This window comes from Lentibacillus salicampi (assembly GCF_004565465.1).
Taxonomy (GTDB): domain Bacteria; phylum Bacillota; class Bacilli; order Bacillales; family Amphibacillaceae; genus Lentibacillus; species Lentibacillus salicampi.
The window spans coordinates 105,279-122,840 of the sequence record NZ_SRHY01000006.1; the positions used below are offsets into that span (position 1 = coordinate 105,279).

General features: G+C 44.2%; 16 protein-coding genes and 1 pseudogene. 4 read left to right on the top strand and 13 right to left on the bottom strand.

The features are described from left to right. Positions 1 to 69: 69 nt before the first annotated feature. Positions 70 to 1,743: a peptide ABC transporter substrate-binding protein gene (locus E4U82_RS07270; protein WP_135109542.1), complete on the bottom strand. Its 1,674-nt coding sequence runs from the start codon at positions 1,741 to 1,743 to the stop codon at positions 70 to 72. A gap of 239 nt (positions 1,744 to 1,982) precedes the next feature. Between E4U82_RS07270 and E4U82_RS07275 the strand changes: the two genes are divergently transcribed. After that, positions 1,983 to 2,345, top strand: a complete 363-nt coding sequence (locus tag E4U82_RS07275; protein WP_135109543.1) for a DUF3899 domain-containing protein — start codon at positions 1,983 to 1,985, stop codon at positions 2,343 to 2,345. Positions 2,346 to 2,505: 160 nt separating this feature from the next. Here the strand turns inward: E4U82_RS07275 and E4U82_RS07280 are convergent, their stop codons facing one another. From E4U82_RS07280 to E4U82_RS07305, 6 genes are all read right to left on the bottom strand, one after another. Beyond that, positions 2,506 to 3,522 (bottom strand): ABC transporter ATP-binding protein, encoded by a 1,017-nt coding sequence (locus tag E4U82_RS07280; protein WP_135109544.1) that lies wholly within the window; start codon positions 3,520 to 3,522, stop codon positions 2,506 to 2,508. Next, positions 3,515 to 4,543: an ABC transporter ATP-binding protein gene (locus E4U82_RS07285; protein WP_135109545.1), complete on the bottom strand. Its 1,029-nt coding sequence runs from the start codon at positions 4,541 to 4,543 to the stop codon at positions 3,515 to 3,517. The genes E4U82_RS07280 and E4U82_RS07285 overlap by 8 nt, the downstream gene beginning before the upstream one ends. Before the next feature lie 14 nt (positions 4,544 to 4,557). Further along, complete coding sequence (locus tag E4U82_RS07290) at positions 4,558 to 5,481, bottom strand: ABC transporter permease (RefSeq protein WP_135109546.1); 924 nt, start codon at positions 5,479 to 5,481, stop codon at positions 4,558 to 4,560. Beyond that, positions 5,481 to 6,416: an ABC transporter permease gene (locus E4U82_RS07295; RefSeq protein ID WP_135109547.1), complete on the bottom strand. Its 936-nt coding sequence runs from the start codon at positions 6,414 to 6,416 to the stop codon at positions 5,481 to 5,483. The genes E4U82_RS07290 and E4U82_RS07295 overlap by 1 nt, the downstream gene beginning before the upstream one ends. 356 nt (positions 6,417 to 6,772) lie before the next feature. Continuing rightward, complete coding sequence (locus tag E4U82_RS07300; protein ID WP_425339509.1) at positions 6,773 to 8,464, bottom strand: peptide ABC transporter substrate-binding protein; 1,692 nt, start codon at positions 8,462 to 8,464, stop codon at positions 6,773 to 6,775. Between the two features lie 374 nt (positions 8,465 to 8,838). Then, positions 8,839 to 9,738: a DUF1002 domain-containing protein gene (locus tag E4U82_RS07305; RefSeq protein ID WP_135109548.1), complete on the bottom strand. Its 900-nt coding sequence runs from the start codon at positions 9,736 to 9,738 to the stop codon at positions 8,839 to 8,841. A 259-nt stretch (positions 9,739 to 9,997) separates the two neighbouring features. On the opposite strand from E4U82_RS07305, the gene E4U82_RS07310 reads away from it, so the two are divergent. Both E4U82_RS07310 and E4U82_RS07315 read left to right on the top strand, forming a co-directional pair. After that, positions 9,998 to 11,206 carry an MFS transporter gene (locus tag E4U82_RS07310; protein ID WP_135109549.1) on the top strand — a complete coding sequence of 403 codons (1,209 nt, stop codon included), beginning with the start codon at positions 9,998 to 10,000 and terminating at the stop codon, positions 11,204 to 11,206. Between the two features lie 454 nt (positions 11,207 to 11,660). After that, positions 11,661 to 11,906 carry a YuzB family protein gene (locus E4U82_RS07315; RefSeq protein WP_135109550.1) on the top strand — a complete coding sequence of 82 codons (246 nt, stop codon included), beginning with the start codon at positions 11,661 to 11,663 and terminating at the stop codon, positions 11,904 to 11,906. A 167-nt stretch (positions 11,907 to 12,073) separates the two neighbouring features. Here E4U82_RS07315 and E4U82_RS07320 read toward each other — a convergent pair. From E4U82_RS07320 to E4U82_RS07335, 4 genes and pseudogenes are all read right to left on the bottom strand, one after another. Beyond that, positions 12,074 to 12,190 (bottom strand): annotated as a pseudogene (locus E4U82_RS07320) (NADH-dependent alcohol dehydrogenase); the annotation flags it as partial. Between the two features lie 14 nt (positions 12,191 to 12,204). Beyond that, positions 12,205 to 12,582, bottom strand: coding sequence for a RidA family protein (locus tag E4U82_RS07325; RefSeq protein WP_135109551.1), 378 nt, complete (start codon positions 12,580 to 12,582; stop codon positions 12,205 to 12,207). A gap of 57 nt (positions 12,583 to 12,639) precedes the next feature. Then, on the bottom strand, positions 12,640 to 13,257 hold the full coding sequence (locus E4U82_RS07330) for a lysozyme family protein (protein WP_135109552.1): 618 nt from the start codon (positions 13,255 to 13,257) through the stop codon (positions 12,640 to 12,642). Positions 13,258 to 13,354: 97 nt separating this feature from the next. Continuing rightward, on the bottom strand, positions 13,355 to 14,734 hold the full coding sequence (locus tag E4U82_RS07335) for an MATE family efflux transporter (protein WP_135109553.1): 1,380 nt from the start codon (positions 14,732 to 14,734) through the stop codon (positions 13,355 to 13,357). 165 nt (positions 14,735 to 14,899) lie between these two features. Between E4U82_RS07335 and E4U82_RS07340 the strand changes: the two genes are divergently transcribed. Next, a complete protein-coding gene (locus E4U82_RS07340; RefSeq protein WP_135109554.1) occupies positions 14,900 to 16,519 on the top strand; it encodes a long-chain fatty acid--CoA ligase in 1,620 nt (539 codons plus the stop codon). 355 nt (positions 16,520 to 16,874) lie between these two features. Here E4U82_RS07340 and E4U82_RS20250 read toward each other — a convergent pair whose 3' ends face one another. Together E4U82_RS20250 and E4U82_RS07350 are read right to left on the bottom strand one after the other, a co-directional pair. Further along, positions 16,875 to 17,039 (bottom strand): hypothetical protein, encoded by a 165-nt coding sequence (locus E4U82_RS20250; RefSeq protein ID WP_245183532.1) that lies wholly within the window; start codon positions 17,037 to 17,039, stop codon positions 16,875 to 16,877. After that, complete coding sequence (locus E4U82_RS07350) at positions 17,023 to 17,301, bottom strand: hypothetical protein (RefSeq protein WP_135109555.1); 279 nt, start codon at positions 17,299 to 17,301, stop codon at positions 17,023 to 17,025. The genes E4U82_RS20250 and E4U82_RS07350 overlap by 17 nt, the downstream gene beginning before the upstream one ends. Between the last annotated feature and the right edge of the window lie 261 nt (positions 17,302 to 17,562).

The following is a 17,562-nucleotide window of genomic DNA, read 5'->3' on the forward strand; positions in this document are numbered from 1 at the left end:
AGAGTACATGCCATGAGGTCATATACTCTCTTTACCAGGGTTACAGCATATTTGATTGGGTATGCAGGTTTATTCTTCTGACCCTACACTTGCCCATTTCCATTCGAAAGTTGGACCGAATGAATTGATATAGACATCCTGTATTTTCGGCTGAACCAGTCGTGCTCTTGCTCTTTGATAAAGTGGTGCTACAGCGGCTGTATCTGCCAATATCTGCTCAGCTTCCAGGAAGTTTTGATAACGTGCTTCTTTATCCTGGGCCAGCTCGTCTGTTGTTTCCTGGATCAGCGTGTCATACTCTTCGTTGGAATAACCCATTTGGTTGTTTTGACCGTCTGTCAGCCAGAGGTTCAGGAATGTATACGGGTCAACATAGTCAGGTCCCCATAAGGACGTCTGCAGCTGATAATCCATGTTCGTATCCAAATCAAGACGCTGCTCAAATGGAACGGATTTAAGGGTTACGTCCAATCCTTTTAAATTCGTTGAAAGCTGGTTGGCAATATACTCATCTGAAATTTTCGCTACTTCGCTGTCACCGCCAAGCAACTCCAGCTCAACGGAATCCTTGCCAATTTCTTCCAGACCTTCTTCCCAAAGCTGTGCTGCCTTCTCCGGATCATACGTCACCAGATCACCGTTTGCTTCACGGAAGTCTTGACCGTCAGGCGTCTTCACGAAATCTTTTGGTACAAAGCCAGTTGATGCAATCGAACCGTTATTCAGGATTTCATTAACCATTGCTTCTTTATCAACGGCCATCGAGATGGCTTTACGCATTTTCGTATTGGCCAGTGCATCGCTCTGTGTCTGGTTCATCTTCAGGTAGGCCAACGTTGCTTCAGGAACCGTAACATAGTCCTCGTGTGACTGGTACTGATCGACAAGATCTGATGAAAGTCCTGCACGATCAATTTCCCCGGATTCATATAAGTCCACCTGTGTTTGCGCATCTTTGACAACCTCAAATGTTATTTTGTCAAGTTGTACGGTTTCTGCATCCCAGTAATCTTCGTTTTTCTGAAGTTCCCAGGAGCTTGCTGTGCTTTCCCAGTTCTCCAACGTATATGGACCGTTGAACAACAATGTATCAGTGCTGGTAGCAAATGCATCGCCTTGCTCTTCCACAAATTCCTCATTTAATGGGTAATATGTCGGAAATGCAGCTAACGATTCAAAATATGGTACCGGGTTTTCCAGGTTGACTTCCAGTGTATAATCATCAGGTGCGCTGACACCCAATTCTTCAACCGGAACCTCGCCTTCGTTCACAGCAGTTGCGTTCTTGACGACACCGCCCATCATGTATGGTCCGTACTCAGACCCTGTATCAGGATCCAGGGCACGCTGCCAGGCATAAACAAAGTCATTTGCTGTTACTGGGTCGCCGTTTGACCATGTTGCATCTTCACGAAGGGTGAACGTCCATGTCAGTCCGTCCTCACTTACTTCGTGATCAGTGGCAATTCCTTCAACGATTTCCCCGTCTTTCATACGATACAGACCTTCCATTGAGGCACCAGTAAACTGAATACCATATTCATCCGTTACCATGCCCGGGTCCATTGATGGAATCGTGTCCCCGTTCACAAAATTAAGAACTTGTTCGGTGTTCGAACCGGATTCTTCTGTTCCTTCTTCACCGCCATTATCGCCTGACGACCCGGAGTTGTCTCCACCGGAACATGCCGACAGGAAAAGGCCGAGAAGTAAAGCTAAGGCTAAAAACCATACCTTCTTCATGTTGAAAAATACCCCCTTCATTACCCTAAATTATCTGATAATTTAGCAGAATTAACCGCTTGAAAAGAATTATACTATTTTTCTTACAAGTTTGTAAAGGTCTTTTTTAGGGAAATATCATAAATTAATTGTCAATTATCGCTATAACACGGGATTTGCGACCTGGAAATTTTATTTTATTGGTACCTTATGACTATGATATACTGTTGACACAGAATTATTAAGGTAGGAACAGATAAATGCTAAAAACAAACTTATACATATTGATGGCAAATATAGGGCTCATCATTTCTTTCTTTTACTGGTCAGCTTCGGAATTTACACTGCTGCAATTTCTGAACACCACTTTTTATGTTGTGCTGATTTATATGATCATTTCATTAGTAACGTATACAATCAAGGGCGGTTTCTATGACGGTGTGACATTCGGTTTTCGGCGGTTCCGGAGTGTCATGTCAAAAGACGGGGACCCCTTGGAGGAGTGGCGGGAAAAGCCCGCACCATCAGCAAGGGTCAATTCAACATTTTATAGAATCGTGCGATTTCAATGGGTAGCACTCCTGCTGCTTCTGTTAATTCTTATTCTCATCTATTATAGCTGACGTGCCTCACAGTTTATGGATAGTTTATCGGGTAGCCTATCTTACACGGGGCTATTCAATAGTTAAAGATCTTTAAATCGAAAATAAGACCCGAGTGGTTTAAATCCAAACGAGTCTGCTATAACCTTGACATATTATTGGTAGCCTTTGTGTAACCTCTTTAACTACGCACTGCCTGTCTTGCCTTGTGTTCTTCATTATACTTGTCATTGTATAAATGGCAGGCAACCCAGTGGTCGTTTGAATATTCCTGCCACTCCGGCTCTACTTTCGCACAAACATCCATCGCCAGCGGGCACCTCGTCCGGAATCGGCAGCCGCTTGGCGGGTTGATTGGACTTGGTACGTCCCCTTCAATAATAATCCGTTCTCGTGATCGTTCCTTTCGTGGATCTGAAACCGGAATAGCACTTAGCAGCGCTTGTGTATACGGGTGCAGTGGTTCATGGTACAAATCACGGCTTGTGGCCACTTCTGCCATGTTCCCCAAGTACATAACCCCCACCCGGTCACTAATATGCTTAACCATGGAAAGGTCATGCGCGATAAACAGATAAGTCAGACCACGCTCCTCCTGCAGTTTCTTCAACAAGTTAACGACCTGTGCCTGAATGGAAACGTCCAATGCGGAAATCGCTTCATCAGCAACAATGAAGTCCGGATTGACGGCTAAAGCGCGGGCAATACCAATACGCTGGCGTTGACCGCCGCTGAACTCATGCGGATAACGGTTCCCATGTTCCTGGTTAAGACCGACTGTTTCCAGCAATGTATTCACTTGTTTCAGACGTTGTTTTTTTGATTTTGCTAAACCATGCGTGTCAATACCTTCTGCGATAATATCCTTGACGGTCATTCTTGGGTTCAATGAAGCATAAGGGTCCTGAAAAATCATTTGCATACTGCGGGCGAATGCCTTCAACTCTTTTCCTGATTTCTTCCCATGGACATTTTCACCCTGATAATCTACTTCTCCTTCAGTCGCTTCATAGATTCGCATAATGGTCCGTCCCGCCGTCGACTTGCCACAACCTGACTCTCCGACAAGTCCGAATGTCTCCCCTTTATAAATGTCAAATGTAATGCCATCGACTGCCTTTAGAACCGTTTTACGCCCCATTGAAAAGTGTTTTTTCAAGTCTTTTATCTCAAGTAATTTTTCTCTTTGTTCATTCATTTACGATCGAACCTCCTGCGATTGCAGATTCGGGTGGTTCTACTTTTGGTGCACGCTCATCCAATAACCAGCAGGCTGTTTTTTGGGTACTGGATAGCTCAGTATATTCCGGCATATGATCTTCACAAACTTTCATGGCATACGGGCAACGCGCTGCAAATGGACAGCCCTTTGGCGGATCCAGCAAATCCGGCGGTGAGCCTGGGATGGCATGAAGGTCTACATTGTCGTCTTCAAGTTTCGGCATCGACCCCAGCAGCCCCCATGTATACGGATGGCGTGCGTTATAGAAAATTTCATCTGCGGAACCTGTTTCAACGATTTTCCCGCCATACATGACAGCTACCCGGTCGGCAGCATTTGCTACGACTCCCAAATCATGGGTAATCAGAATAATGGCTGCACCGGTCTGTTCTTTTAAATTACGCATTAAATCAAGTATTTGCGCTTGAATAGTAACATCCAGTGCTGTTGTCGGTTCGTCTGCAATCAGCATTTTCGGATTACAGGCCAGGGCAATCGCAATCATTCCACGTTGACGCATTCCACCCGAATATTGGTGCGGATATTGATTGATTCGTGCTTCCGGATTTGGTATACCAACAAGTTTTAATAATTCAATCCCACGATTATGAGCCTCTTTTTTCGTCATGCCCTGGTGCTTTATTAAGCTTTCAGAGATCTGTCTACCCACTGTCATGGTCGGATTTAACGACGTCATTGGATCCTGGAAAATCATACTAATTTCTTTACCTCGTATATCTTCCATCTGTTTATCCGATTTTAGAACAAGATCTTCACCATCGAATTTGATTGAACCGTCCACAAATTTCCCCGGCGGCATTTCAATCAGCCGCATCAGTGATTGGGCTGTCACACTTTTTCCCGATCCTGATTCACCGACAATGGCAAGTGTTTCCTGTTTACTTAGTTCGAAACTGACATCACGTACAGCTTTCACTTCACCGCCGAACGTATCAAACGAAACGGAAAGATTATCGACTTCCAATACTTTTTTCATGTTATACCCTCCCACTAATTGCGTTCTTTCGGATCAAGCGCATCCCGCATTCCGTCACCAATTACGTTAAAGGCAAGCATGGTCAAAACAATAAAGAATGACGGAAAAAACAGCTGATACGGCTGATATTGCAGGTATGGTAATGCTGCATCTGACATGGTACCCCAGCTTGCAAACGGAGCGGGTACGCCCAGTCCTAAATAACTTAAGAACGCTTCAGTAAAGATGGCGTTCGGAATCGTTAACGTTAACGTCACGAGTATGGGCCCCATCGAATTCGGAATCAAATGCCTGAATAACAATTTGCCTTTTCCGACACCAAGCGATTGGGCAGCCATAACATACTCTTCGGTTCGGAGCTGCATCACCTGCCCCCGAACAATCCTGGCCATATTAATCCAGCCGGTAATGACCATCGCCAGTATCATCGTCCATAACCCTTGTGGCATGACGACCATTAACAAAATGACAACTAATAGATATGGCAAGCCATATAAAATATCAGCAATACGCATCATGTATTCATCAACTTTACCTCCGAAAAATCCTGCAGCAGCACCCCAAATAACACCGATAATCAGGTCAAGAAATGCAGCGGCAAGACCGATGAACAGCGAAATTTTTGCACCATACCATGTTCTTGCAAAAATATCCCTTCCCAGCTGGTCAGTACCAAACCAATGTTCACCGGACGGAGGCTGATTGGAATTAATCAAATCATTGGAATAATAATTGTAACCGGATATCGGCCCGCCAAGAAACGACATGATGCCAAGAAGGATAATGACGGCAACACCAAACAGCGCTAATTTATTCTTTTTGAACCGGCGCCACGCATCTTTCCAAAAGGACGTACTTTCCCTGGCAATTTTCTCTGCTTCAACTTCACTATATTCTATTGGTTCAAAATCAGATTGCTTTAAATTCAATTGCGCCATTACTTACCGCCCCCTTTGCCAGCAACCTTAATTCGAGGGTCAATTAACCCATAAATCAAGTCAACGATTAAAATGGAAATAAGCAGCAGGACACTAAAGAATACCGTTGTTCCCATAATGACGGTATAATCACGGTTTGTTATACTTTCAACAAATTCATTGCCTAACCCCGGGATAGCAAAAATCTTCTCAATCACAAAACTACCCGTTAAAATCGCCACGACTAATGGTCCCAAGTAAGAAATAACCGGCATGATAGCATTTCGCAATGCATGTTTATACGTCACTACCCTATGGGATAACCCTTTTGATTTAGCAGTTTTGATATAATCTGAACTTAGCACTTCCAACATGCTCGATCGCATCAGCCGCGCGATGAAGGCAAGCGGCGTTGTGGCAAGTGCTACGGCCGGAAGTAGCGTATGGGCAAATGAATCAAACCGAGCGACTGGCAATGCGTCCATTTGCATAGCAAATACATACTGCAAAAGTGCTGCCATAATAAAGTTTGGCACCGAAATCCCAAGAACAGCTACGACCATTGCCGTGTAGTCTCCGAATTTATTATGTTTTAAAGCAGCAACTACACCGAGCAATACACCAATTGAAAGTGCGATAAAAATAGCTTCTGCACCCAGTATAAGAGAGTAAGGAACACTCCGGTTAATAATGTCATTGACGGATTGCGCCGGGTATTTAAATGATGGGCCAAAATCCCACACAGCAATATCCTTCAGATAATCAATATACTGAACATGTAGTGGATCATCCAGCCCGTACTGTTCATTCAATTGTTGTTCAATTTCGGGTGGCAGTTGCCGTTCAGACGTAAACGGCCCACCTGGGGCAGCTTGCATTAAAAAAAAGGTAATCGTAACAATAAAGAATAACGATAACAGAATAAAACCGACCCGTTTCACTAGATATTTTGCCAAATCTGAACACCTCCATCTTTGGTTACTTGACGAACATCATTTTCATAAACATGTCCATTATTCACATACAATTGCTTGATTATTGGAATGATAATAGTTTTACGTTTTCTAACAGAAAAATAGGAGTGAATTTAATCACCCCCTTAACAGTTCACTATATCTTCAAACCCATGGTCGTTTGGATAGTGAGCGGTTGATAATCGTAAGCTTTTAGATTCAAAGATTTAAAAGGAGTCTAAATTCGTGTTGTGCAATCATTTTATAAATTGTTTCCCGATATAATGAAAACCTCTACAAGGTATACAGCAACGGTATACCTTGTATTTGGCTTTCAAGCTAAGACCATTTGTCAATTTTTAGTGTTCTGCAATGTAACCCCACTTGTACTGGATATTACCAAGATTTGAAACGGATACATCCTTTACATAATCTTTATGGGCGTAAACGTTTGAATAGAAGTAAACTGGAGCAATCGGCATTTCATCCATAAATAGTTGTTCTGCCTCGCGTAATAGCTCTTTACGTGCAGCTTCATCTGTTTCGGACCTTGATTCCTCAAGCAGGCTGGCATATTCGTCGTTTTCCCAATTTGTGTAGTTGTTTCCACCAACCGTTTCAAAAATTTCCAGGAAGTTAATCGGGTCAAGGAAATCAGCCAGCCATCCCATACGGCCAACTTGGTAGTTGCCCTCACTCATCGAATCAAGGTATACATTCCATTCTTCATTGTTCAGTTCAACCTCTGCACCAAGATTTTCTTTCCACATATCCTGGGCAGCCTGTGCAATGGCAGCGTGTCCTTCGTCCGTGTTATAAGAAAGTTTGATTGTTGGCAATTCGTCAAGTCCCATTTCTTCCAGCCCGGTTTCAAGATACTCCTTCGCTTTTTCAACATCGCCATCGTTAAAGTAACCCTCTGAATTTTCTTCCCAAACAGCAGATGGAACAAGTGCCATTCCGGGCTCTTCTTCACCCTTTGTGATATTTTTTACAATGGCTTCCCGGTTGAGAGACAGTGCAAATGCTTTACGAATATTAGCATTAGTAAACGGTTCTTTCTCCGTATTAAATGAATAGTAGTACGTCCCCGCCATTGGTGATATGTTCAATGTGCCGTCCTGTTTCATTTGCGGGATGGCAGCCAAAGGTACTGAATCCGTTGGGTCCCCGATCCAATCCAGCTCACCCTGGTCGTACATATTTTTAGCCGTGTTTTCATCATCAACCATTTCCATGGTGATCGATTCTAAATTGACGTTGTCTGCATCCCAGTAATCCGGATTTTTCTTTAGGACAATCTGGTTTTTATGTTTCCAGGTTTCCATCAGAAACGGACCATTTGATACATAATCATCTCCAGCTTCTGCAGCCCACTCATCGTTGTTTTCAGCTGTACTCTGGTTAAATGGAAAAAATGTATAGAACGCTGTTAATTCCAGAAAGTACGGCGTTGGGTTTCGGAGTTCGACAACTAAGGTTTGATCGTCTTCTGCTGTAATCCCCACGTCATCCAATGAGCCTTCACCCGTTTTAGCAGCTTCAGCACCTTTTATTGGGTACATCTGGTAAGCATAGTCCGTGTCTGGGCTGTCAGGATTCAGTACCCATTTCCATGAGTCGGCGAAATCCTGTGCTGTAATAGGGTCACCATTTGACCATGTCACCCCATCACGGATGGTAAATGTATACGTCAGCTTGTCATCCGAAACTTCAATATCACTCGCCATGGCAGGCTGTGGCTCACCCTCCTGGTCAACTCTGGTCAGCCCTTCAAACGTTTGGTAAAGTACCGCACCTGACGTTGTGTCCGTTGCTTTACCCGGATGCAATGAAGGCGGCTCCGTCTTAATATTGACGGTCAATGACTGATCTTCAGCCATCGCGGTCTCACCGCTGTCTTCTCCTTCTGAACCTTCAGCTGATTGCTCTGTATCTCCCCCAGTTTCATCCGCTTCACTGCTGCTTTCTTCATCGCCTCCCGAACATGCCGCCAGGAACAAAGCGAGAAAGAGAGCCAAGGCTAAAACCCATGCCTTTTTAATCATCATGCTGAAAATACCCCCTTAGTGGATTCTTTTTTGATACTTAACACATTTGTTACTGATAGCAATTATACTATTTTTCTAATAATTGTAAAGGCTTTTATATAAAAAAGTATTTGATTTCGTTTTTTATCCTATTCGCTATGTTACACCTGCGGGAACTGATAGATCGGCAATGAACCTCCCTCTTCAAGAAGAGTAAACGCCAGTAAAAAATAGACCTCACCTGGCTGCTAAACTTAGGGAGGTCTATTTCTTCTGGTCTATAGTAATTGTCACAACACAAGTTTCCAAGCGATCAATAGAACAGGTTTATAGAAGCAATTAAATTTTCCTGAAATGTTCGAAGCTTATTTGTTCACCTCATCTTTCCCCAGACCTTAGCCAAATATGCTCTTCAGGAAATTGCTTAGCATATTGATCAGGTTGCTGAAAAACCCTTCCACTTTGTTCCAGAACCCTTCATCGTTTACGAGATCCTTCACTTTAGAGGCTATGTCGTCGAGCTGGTTTTTGACTTTATCAAAATCAATATTCAGATTACGCATCCGCTCAAATAAGTCAATCAGCATCTGCCGGTCTTCTTCGCTCAGCGAGATGTCCAGATTATTAAGCTGTTCTTCGACAATCTGTTCAACATCTTCTTTGGTAGCAGGGTTCTGGTCCGCTATCTCCTTTTTGATATCAGCGAGCAGTTCTGTTACTTTCTCCTGATTCAGCCCTTCTTTATCGGCCAGATTGGTTGCGACATCAAGTTCATCATTGGCCAGCTCCATCCGTTCTTTATCTAGTTGCTCCCCTTCTGCATCATAGGCTTTATAGATGCCTGTCAATGCTGAATGGCCGCTGACTTTAACAGGAGAGGCCACATCAACGGTGGCATTTTCCACGCCGGCAGTCAAAAGAGCGTTAGCATACATTTCGTTGGTAACCTGCGTAATATTATCGGGTGTGACAATATTGATCGTTAAGCCAGTGCCTTCCTCTTCACGAGTGATCTTAGCCGAGGAATACATATTTGAATTCGGGTTGCCATCAATATAGTTGGCGATATCCTCCCCTGTAACAGTATAACTCTCGACAGCGTCAGGGTCCGAAACTTCAAGCAACTCGGTGACCTCTTGCTTTTGGGAGTCGGACAAGGTATCACCATAGACAACAATTGGAGCACCCAGTTTTTCATTAATACCATCGTTTGCTGCGTGTACTGGAGCCGTAAAACTGAGCACCAGTGTCGTCAATATCAGGAAAGTGATGATTGAATGTACATAACGTTTCATGTTTGCTACTCCTTTACAGAAAGTTTTTGCTTGTCCACATCTCATCTTATTTATGATTAAGCCTCATTATACCGTTTTATGAATCATTTGAACAGGTTTTTTCCGGTGTTAAACCACCCATTTAAGGGAAAAATGATGGTAAGCATTAAGCTTTAAACTTATTTCGTACTGCTCTATATTTAGGGTAACGAAATAAATTAGAAAGAAGGGACTCATAATCTCTGCGGAAAATGATCATGTTAAGCGAAATTTAATTATCATGTGGTTTGCGAATTTCTTTGTTGGCGGCAGCCTGACGATGGTTCTTCCATTTCTGTCGCTGTATATCGAGGAATTCGGTAACTTTTCAGATGCGTACGTGCAAAACTGGTCAGGGTGGATTTTCGGCATTACGTTTGGTACAGCATTTATCTTTACACCGCTCTGGGGACGTATTGGCGATAAATACGGCCGAAAAAACTTATTGATCGTGTCTGCTCTGGGAATGGGCTTATCGGTTTTATTGATGGGCTTTGCTGATTCGGTGTGGGAGCTTTTTTTCTTGCGCTTGTTTATGGGGATATTTACCGGTTTTATTCCGATGTCCCAGGCACTGATTGCGACACAGACACCTAAAGAAGTTGCCGGACGGGTATTGGGGACACTGCAGACAGGCAGTGTAACCGGTAATCTGATGGGGCCATTGTTCGGCGGCGTGTTAGCGGACCTGTTTGGTTATTCATCGACATTCAAGTGGGTTTCCATTACCATTTTCCTGTCCGGTATTCTGGTTTTATTCGGCATACGGGAAGTACTATATAAAACGGCTGACAGCACTGATGATGAGGCAACTTTTACGAGCAAGGAAGTGCTTTTGCGCATTGTGGGGAATCCTGTGATGCTTGTGGTCATGCTAATTTCCGCTCTCGTACAAATTGCGCATTTCAGCATTCAGCCTATTTTGTCGCTATATGTGGCAGACATTCATGGTGCAGTTAATATTGCATTCTTTTCCGGTATGGCTTTCTCAGCGGCCGGACTGGGAAACTTGTTGATGGCCAGACGCTGGGGCCGACTGGGTGACCGGATAGGTTACATTAAAGTATTGATTTTCCTATTGTTCATGGCCGGTATCGTTTATTTCCCGGGGGCCTTTGTCACCAATATCTGGCAGCTGGTTGTTCTGCGGTTCCTGCTTGGTATTTCCATCGGCGGCATCATCCCGGTCCGTATTGCCTATATCAGGCAAGAAGCACCCTTATCAATGCAAGGAGAGGTGCTTGGCTACAACACCAGTTTACGGTTTTTGGGAAATATTATTGGGCCTGCACTTGGTGGTGCGCTCGCCGGGTTCTACGGCATATCTGCAGTATTTTTCGTTACCAGCGCCCTTTTGATCTTGAGTGGCGCCATCATGTTCATCACATGGTATAGACATGATTATGCCGGAAAACAGCGGAAACACAGCCGTGCGGTATCGTCGCATTGAATCAAAAGCAGCAGCTGTTGGAAGGCTGCTGTTTTAGATTGTAATGTGAGGCCAAATCTGAAGTCAACACTGCTATCATTCGGGGACACATGGCTTTATTTTTGTTTCCCCGCTTATGTTTCAGATTTTAAGGCACATGTTTTGGCTTTCGCGCCCCATGTTTTTTAACAGATATGCCATTTTAATCATTCTAAATTAAGAGCCAATTTGAAATTGCAAAAGAAAATTCAATGTGTACAAATATTGATTTCGTGGTATAATTTCGCACTGAAGTCCGTTTTGTCGGGCGCAAGTTTTGGTCCATGGGCGGAAGTTCTTTTTTTCAGGCTGAAGCCGGTTCTTGATCCCGATATTTAACTTGTTCCACTGTAAGAAAACAACAGATTTGATATACTACACGGAATATGTTAAAAATAACAACGTACCATTTTAAATTAGAAAGAACGTGATAGCTATGGGCGCAATTGTTGTTGAGGTCTGTGACGGAAACGCGATCACTTCTTTGGATATAGAAGGCATCATCGAAAGTGAATTTCCAGAGGTAGCCGTACTGATGAATGAATGTTTGGCTTTTTGCGGCCTGTGCAGGGTCCGGCCCTATGCACTTGTAAACAATCGCCGCGTACACGGCAACACACCTGAGGAATGCTTGGATAAAATACGCCAAGCTATAAAAGAAGAACTGGCCGTTTATCAATAATAATAATGGCCAGTTTCTTTTATGATTCGACAATATTTCCATCATTTATTGCCCGGGAAATATTTTGTCGGAAAGGAGTGCATTAGAGGCTTACCCGCAAAATTTTGACCGAATCCTGCCTCAACAACTTCTTATAGTTCTCATACTCGGAATGGGCAATCACCGTTGCCCGCATATACAAGCAACACCCTTTCCCCGTACCTGGCAGCTTCCCCAGGCAGTTTGTCCAGCTGGCCTTTACCGAAGATCAGCTTCGTCGGATTATAATATGTGAAATTTTCCATAACCGACTCCTCCTTTAGTTCGTGTACACAATCGCATCCATTTCAACCAGTACGTTCTTCGGCAATCGGCTGACTTCAACCGTAGCCCTAGATGGGTATGGCTTTGTTAAATAGCCGCCATAAATATCATTGACCGTCGCAAAGTTATCCATAGAATCCAGATAGATGGTGAATTTCACCACTTGTGAAAAATCTGTGCCGGATTCCGTCAAAATTGCCTGCAGATTTTGCATAACCTGTCTTGTCTGCGCTTCAATGCCTGCAGCAACATCTCCTGTCTCCGGGTTAATACCGATCTGTCCGGATACATAAATAAAATCACCCGCTTCAATTGCCTGTGAGTATGGCCCGAGTGCAGCGGGCGCTTGTTCCGTATGGACCTGCTTTCGCATAATAATTCCTCCCATTTTTCAAGTTACTTTCATCGTATCATGGTTCCCTCTATCAAACTACTTTTCCGCCACACCTTCCATGTATGCTGTGACATCACGGACATAGTAAATATCCCCGTAACAGGCATCCATCTTTTTGGCCTCTTCACGTGGGCAGCGAAATTTTTTCTTATTGTCAGCAGCCGCATACATCTCCTGTGAAAAGTTCACAGCCGCCTCCTGGGTATATATTCCTGAATTGGCATTGACATAATCAATAAACCCTTTGCCAAAATTGTACGATTGAACGGCCAGCTTCAGATCACCATCAGCCTCTGCCAGCGTCTCAGAAAAATAATAAACACCCTGTTCAATGGAGCGTTCCGGGTCTTCAATGCAATTGCGTTCACCGCAATAGCTTTCGGACGCTTGCATAGGGTCATCCCCGCGGCCGCCGGATTCTTGCATCATCATTGCCAGCAGCACATCAACATGATCTGACACGTCATATTTTGCTGCATATTTTTCCACAAGTGGCTGGTATTCCAACACCTGGTCACTGACAAACGCAGCTTGCCGGTTGTCTGATTCGTGTTGCCCATCCAGTGAAACAACAGAAAGCACTATCAATAGACCGCACAAAACGAATACAATCGTCGCCGTCTGTTTGATCGCCTTTTTCGTTTTTGGCTTCATTGTATCCCTCTATCTTTCTTTGAAAATCGTAACAGCTGTCTTGCGTTTCCAGAAATCCAGCCCGTCTTTGCAACTTGCCCGGTCCCCGGGATCTTCTTTAAGGCTGCTTACTCCTGACAAACAGTTCCTTCTCCCGCCACTTTCCAAACCGGAAGTACAGAAACGCGGCAAAACTGCTGAGCAAAAAGCTTGCCCCCATCCCAAGCGGTATCCCTGTATCGCCAAACCACCCGGAAAAGAGATAGGACAATGGAAAACGCAGTACCCAGAAGGAGATGATATTGAGCACCAGCACTTGATACATGGCTCCTGAGGCCCGGACAATGCCGTTCAGAATGAAATTAATGCCCAAAAATGGATAGCACAAGGCCACAATCTGCAAATATTTTGTCCCGAACACCACTGCTGATTCGTCCTCGATAAACAGCCGGATCCCATATTCAGCAAATAATACGACGATGAGACCCACCAGCAGCATGATCGTCAAATTGTAGAGCACACCATATGTGGCAATTTTCCTTACCCGTGTCCACTGCTGTACACCAATATTTTGCCCAGCCATACTGTTGACGGCTGTCCCCAGCGCATGTGCCGGCAACATTAAGATACTGTCAAGCCGTTGGGCCGCGCCATATCCGGCAACAACACCACTGCCAAAAACAGTCACAACGCTCATGATTGCAGCTGATCCGGCAGAAATAACCGCCATCTGCAGACCTGAAGGGACCCCCAAATTCAATATCAGACCAACTTCCTGCCTTGAAGGAAGCGTTGGAGTACTGAATGGCGCAAGCTTTTTCGACAGCACATGGATAATGCCATACAGAAAAGCACTGCCCTGAGCAACTATGGTCGCAAACGCCGCCCCGTTGATACCGAGATCCAGCCCGCCAATGAATAATGGATTCAGGACAACATTCAGAAGGACGGCCATTATAACAAACCGAAGTGGGGTCTTACTGTCTCCGAGAGCCCTCAGGACGGTACTGATAAAGTTATAGCCAAATAAGAACAGAATTCCGAGAAAATTGATCTGTAAATACGATTCAGCTTCCCCGAGCATATTTTCCGGTGTACCCAATAGCCTTAAAAGCTGTTCTGCCAGCCCATATCCGAGCATGCTCAACACCAGTGACATAACGGTCAAAATCACGACAAATGCGTTCAAATAGCGTTTCAAACCGGATTCATTCTCACGACCTTTTTGCTGGGAGAGAATGGTCAGTGCCGCATTATTCAGCCCTAGCACAAAGGAAAGGATTGTAAAAATGATGGTACTTGAAATCGAAACTGCTCCGAGTGCATTGGCCCCAAGCAGGTTGCCGACCCACAGGCTGTCTGCAAACTGATAGGATGTCTGCAGCAGATTCGTTAGCATTAAAGGCCCGGAAAAAACAATTAATTGCCTGAAAAGATTTCCTTCTGTAAAGTCATGTTGCTTGTTTATTGGTTTTTCGCTTCTCCGCGTTTCCCTCATATCTGTTAAAACTCCGCTTAAAAGTCATTTATACATTTGTCATTGTACCATGGATGATCTCGCACTTCTTTTTTAAAGGCTTAATAATTAAATTTTTAAAATTATCTATACAATGTGATATGATATAAATAAGTTCGTTATAATGGAATAAAGGGGATGATTTGTATGATGCAAACACCACTCACCATTGGCTCAATGCTGGAACACGCCGAAAAGTTTTTCGCTAAAAAAGAAGTGATTTCGCAGACGCACGATAAGCTGCACCGCCTAACATACGCTGAAATCGGAGAGCGTACGCGACGTTTGATGAGCGCTCTGGGGCAGATTGGGGTGCAAAAAGGTGATCGTGTTGGCACGCTGGCTTGGAACCACCATCGTCATCTTGAGATTTATTTTGCCGCACCAGGTATGGGAGCTGTGCTGCATACAATTAATATCCGATTGACACCCGAACATATCATTTATATTATTAACCACGCCGAAGATCAGGTCTTGTTGATCGACGAAGATATTCTTCCATTGATTGAAAAAGTGCGGGACAAACTTCAAACCGTTAAAGCCTTTGTTGTCATGACCGATCAAGATGAGCTCCCTGCATCACCCCTAACACCGCTCTACTCGTATGAAAAATTGCTGCAGTCAGGAGATCCCGAACAACCTTTTGAATCAGATATTGACGAAAATGACCCTGCCGGCATGTGCTACACGTCCGCGACGACTGGTAAGCCCAAGGGTGTTGTCTATTCCCACCGAGGTATCGTGCTCCATAGTTATGCACTTGGGCTTGCGGACACTGCTGCGATATCCGAGTCAGATGTGTCGATGCCTGTAGTTCCTCAATTTCATGTAAATGCCTGGGGGACACCGTTTGCCTGCACTTGGTTTGGGTCAACCCAAGTGATGCCTGGACCACGTTTTACACCCAAACGGCTCGCCGAATTCATTGACAGGTTTAAAGTCACGATTACGGCAGGTGTCCCGACGATCTGGCTTGGCGTACTGCGTGAACTGGAGCAGGGTGACTATGATACATCAAGTTTGCGTGCTGTTCTTTGTGGCGGATCAGCTGCACCAAAAGGATTAATCAAGGCATTTGAACAAAAACTGGGCGTTCCGTTTGCACATGCGTACGGCGCAACCGAAACAACCCCGCTTGTGACCTATTCACGACTGAAAAGCTACCAGCAGGATTTGAGCGAAGAAGACCGATTAAAAGAACGCGCCAAACAGGGAGCGCTTGTACCGGGACTTGAAATGAAAGTAGTGGGCGCCGACGGTGAAGCAGCCTGGAACGGCGAAGAAATGGGCGAGCTGCTTTTGCGCGGACCATGGATTGCCAGTGAATATTACGAGGATGATCGCACGGCGAATGTCTTTCATGATGGCTGGTTCCATACCGGTGATGTGGTGACCGTTGATGAGGAAGGCAACATCCAAATCGTCGACCGTACCAGCGACCTGATCAAAAGCGGCGGCGAGTGGATATCGTCAGTCGAAATTGAAAACGCCCTCATGGCACATGAAGCCGTCTTTGAGGCGAGTGTTGTGGCAATTCCCGATGCCGAGTGGCAGGAACGCCCAATCGCCTGTGTTGTCCTGCGCGAAGGTTATGCTGATAAAGTTGGAAAAGAGAAGTTGCTTGACTTCATCCGGCCACAGTTTGCCAAATGGTGGCTTCCCGATGATGTACTGTTCTTCGATGACATTCCGAAAACATCCGTCGGCAAATTTTTGAAGCGTGAGTTGCGCAAACAGGTGAAGGCGCATTACAAGGTTCAGAAATAACAATGCGGAGAAATCGGCTTTAGGCCGGTTTCTTTTTATTTTGAGGTCAAGTCACGAATGCGCGTTGGACCAATCTGTTTTATTGGAAGGATTTAATAACTCTGTAATATCAATAGTAGGCGCATTTTTTATTCCGCGAAAGCGCCCTTTAACGGAAGACTGTATGTCATACTTTTGACTAACTTTAATAAAAAGCCCCTTTCCATAGGGGCAATTCTGCAAACTTGTTTCCTTTTCTTCCAATAAACATTTTCTCTCTTATGTTTAATACCATCAATCCAAACAACGGCTTCTTCTTCATTAATTTCAAATATTAACATAACTTGATATAAACCAAGTCTTACCCGGTAGCCTTTTAAAATCCCATTGGTATTTGTTTTGCAGTCAAAATGGGCATATACGATAAACGTTCAAAAGTATCCAGATAAATGCGTTCTTTAACTTCTGGTGGATATGCAAGTATATTACTTAATTCATCAAGGGCAGTTTGTGACCAATAAACGTTATAAGTTTTGTTCACTTTCAAACTCCCTAATTTTGTTCTGAAGATATTTTAGTCCCTGTTCTTGATTGTAAATACGTCCATTTGTACGATCTCCTTGACTTTTCTGTACTTGACGAATGAGTTCCTTATCCCTAGTTAATAGGTCTAAGTCAAATTGGTCAATGGCTTCTCTTTCCCGTTTCATATTTAGATAACCGATAAAATCATATACTTCAGCTGCGTCTTCTTCGTGAATAAAGTCAATTAACTGTTTTATCTCTTCACGGTTAACACTCACTTCTAACACCGCCTTGTATTTACTACCACCATTATACCATTGAATGCATCATTTACATAACTCATACCTTATGTCAAAATATCGTTTCCCTCTGATTAGTTGTTTATCATTGTTCAACTCTTGTTAGCAATAGATAAGCCTTTGAAGTTATCTCCAGCTTTTCCTCCAGGTAGAAGGGCCACCCAATTGGTGGCCTCAACCCCCACAGAACCCGGCGTGCAGATTTCCCGCACCGGGCTCTTCAGAAATGGTTTCACAGCC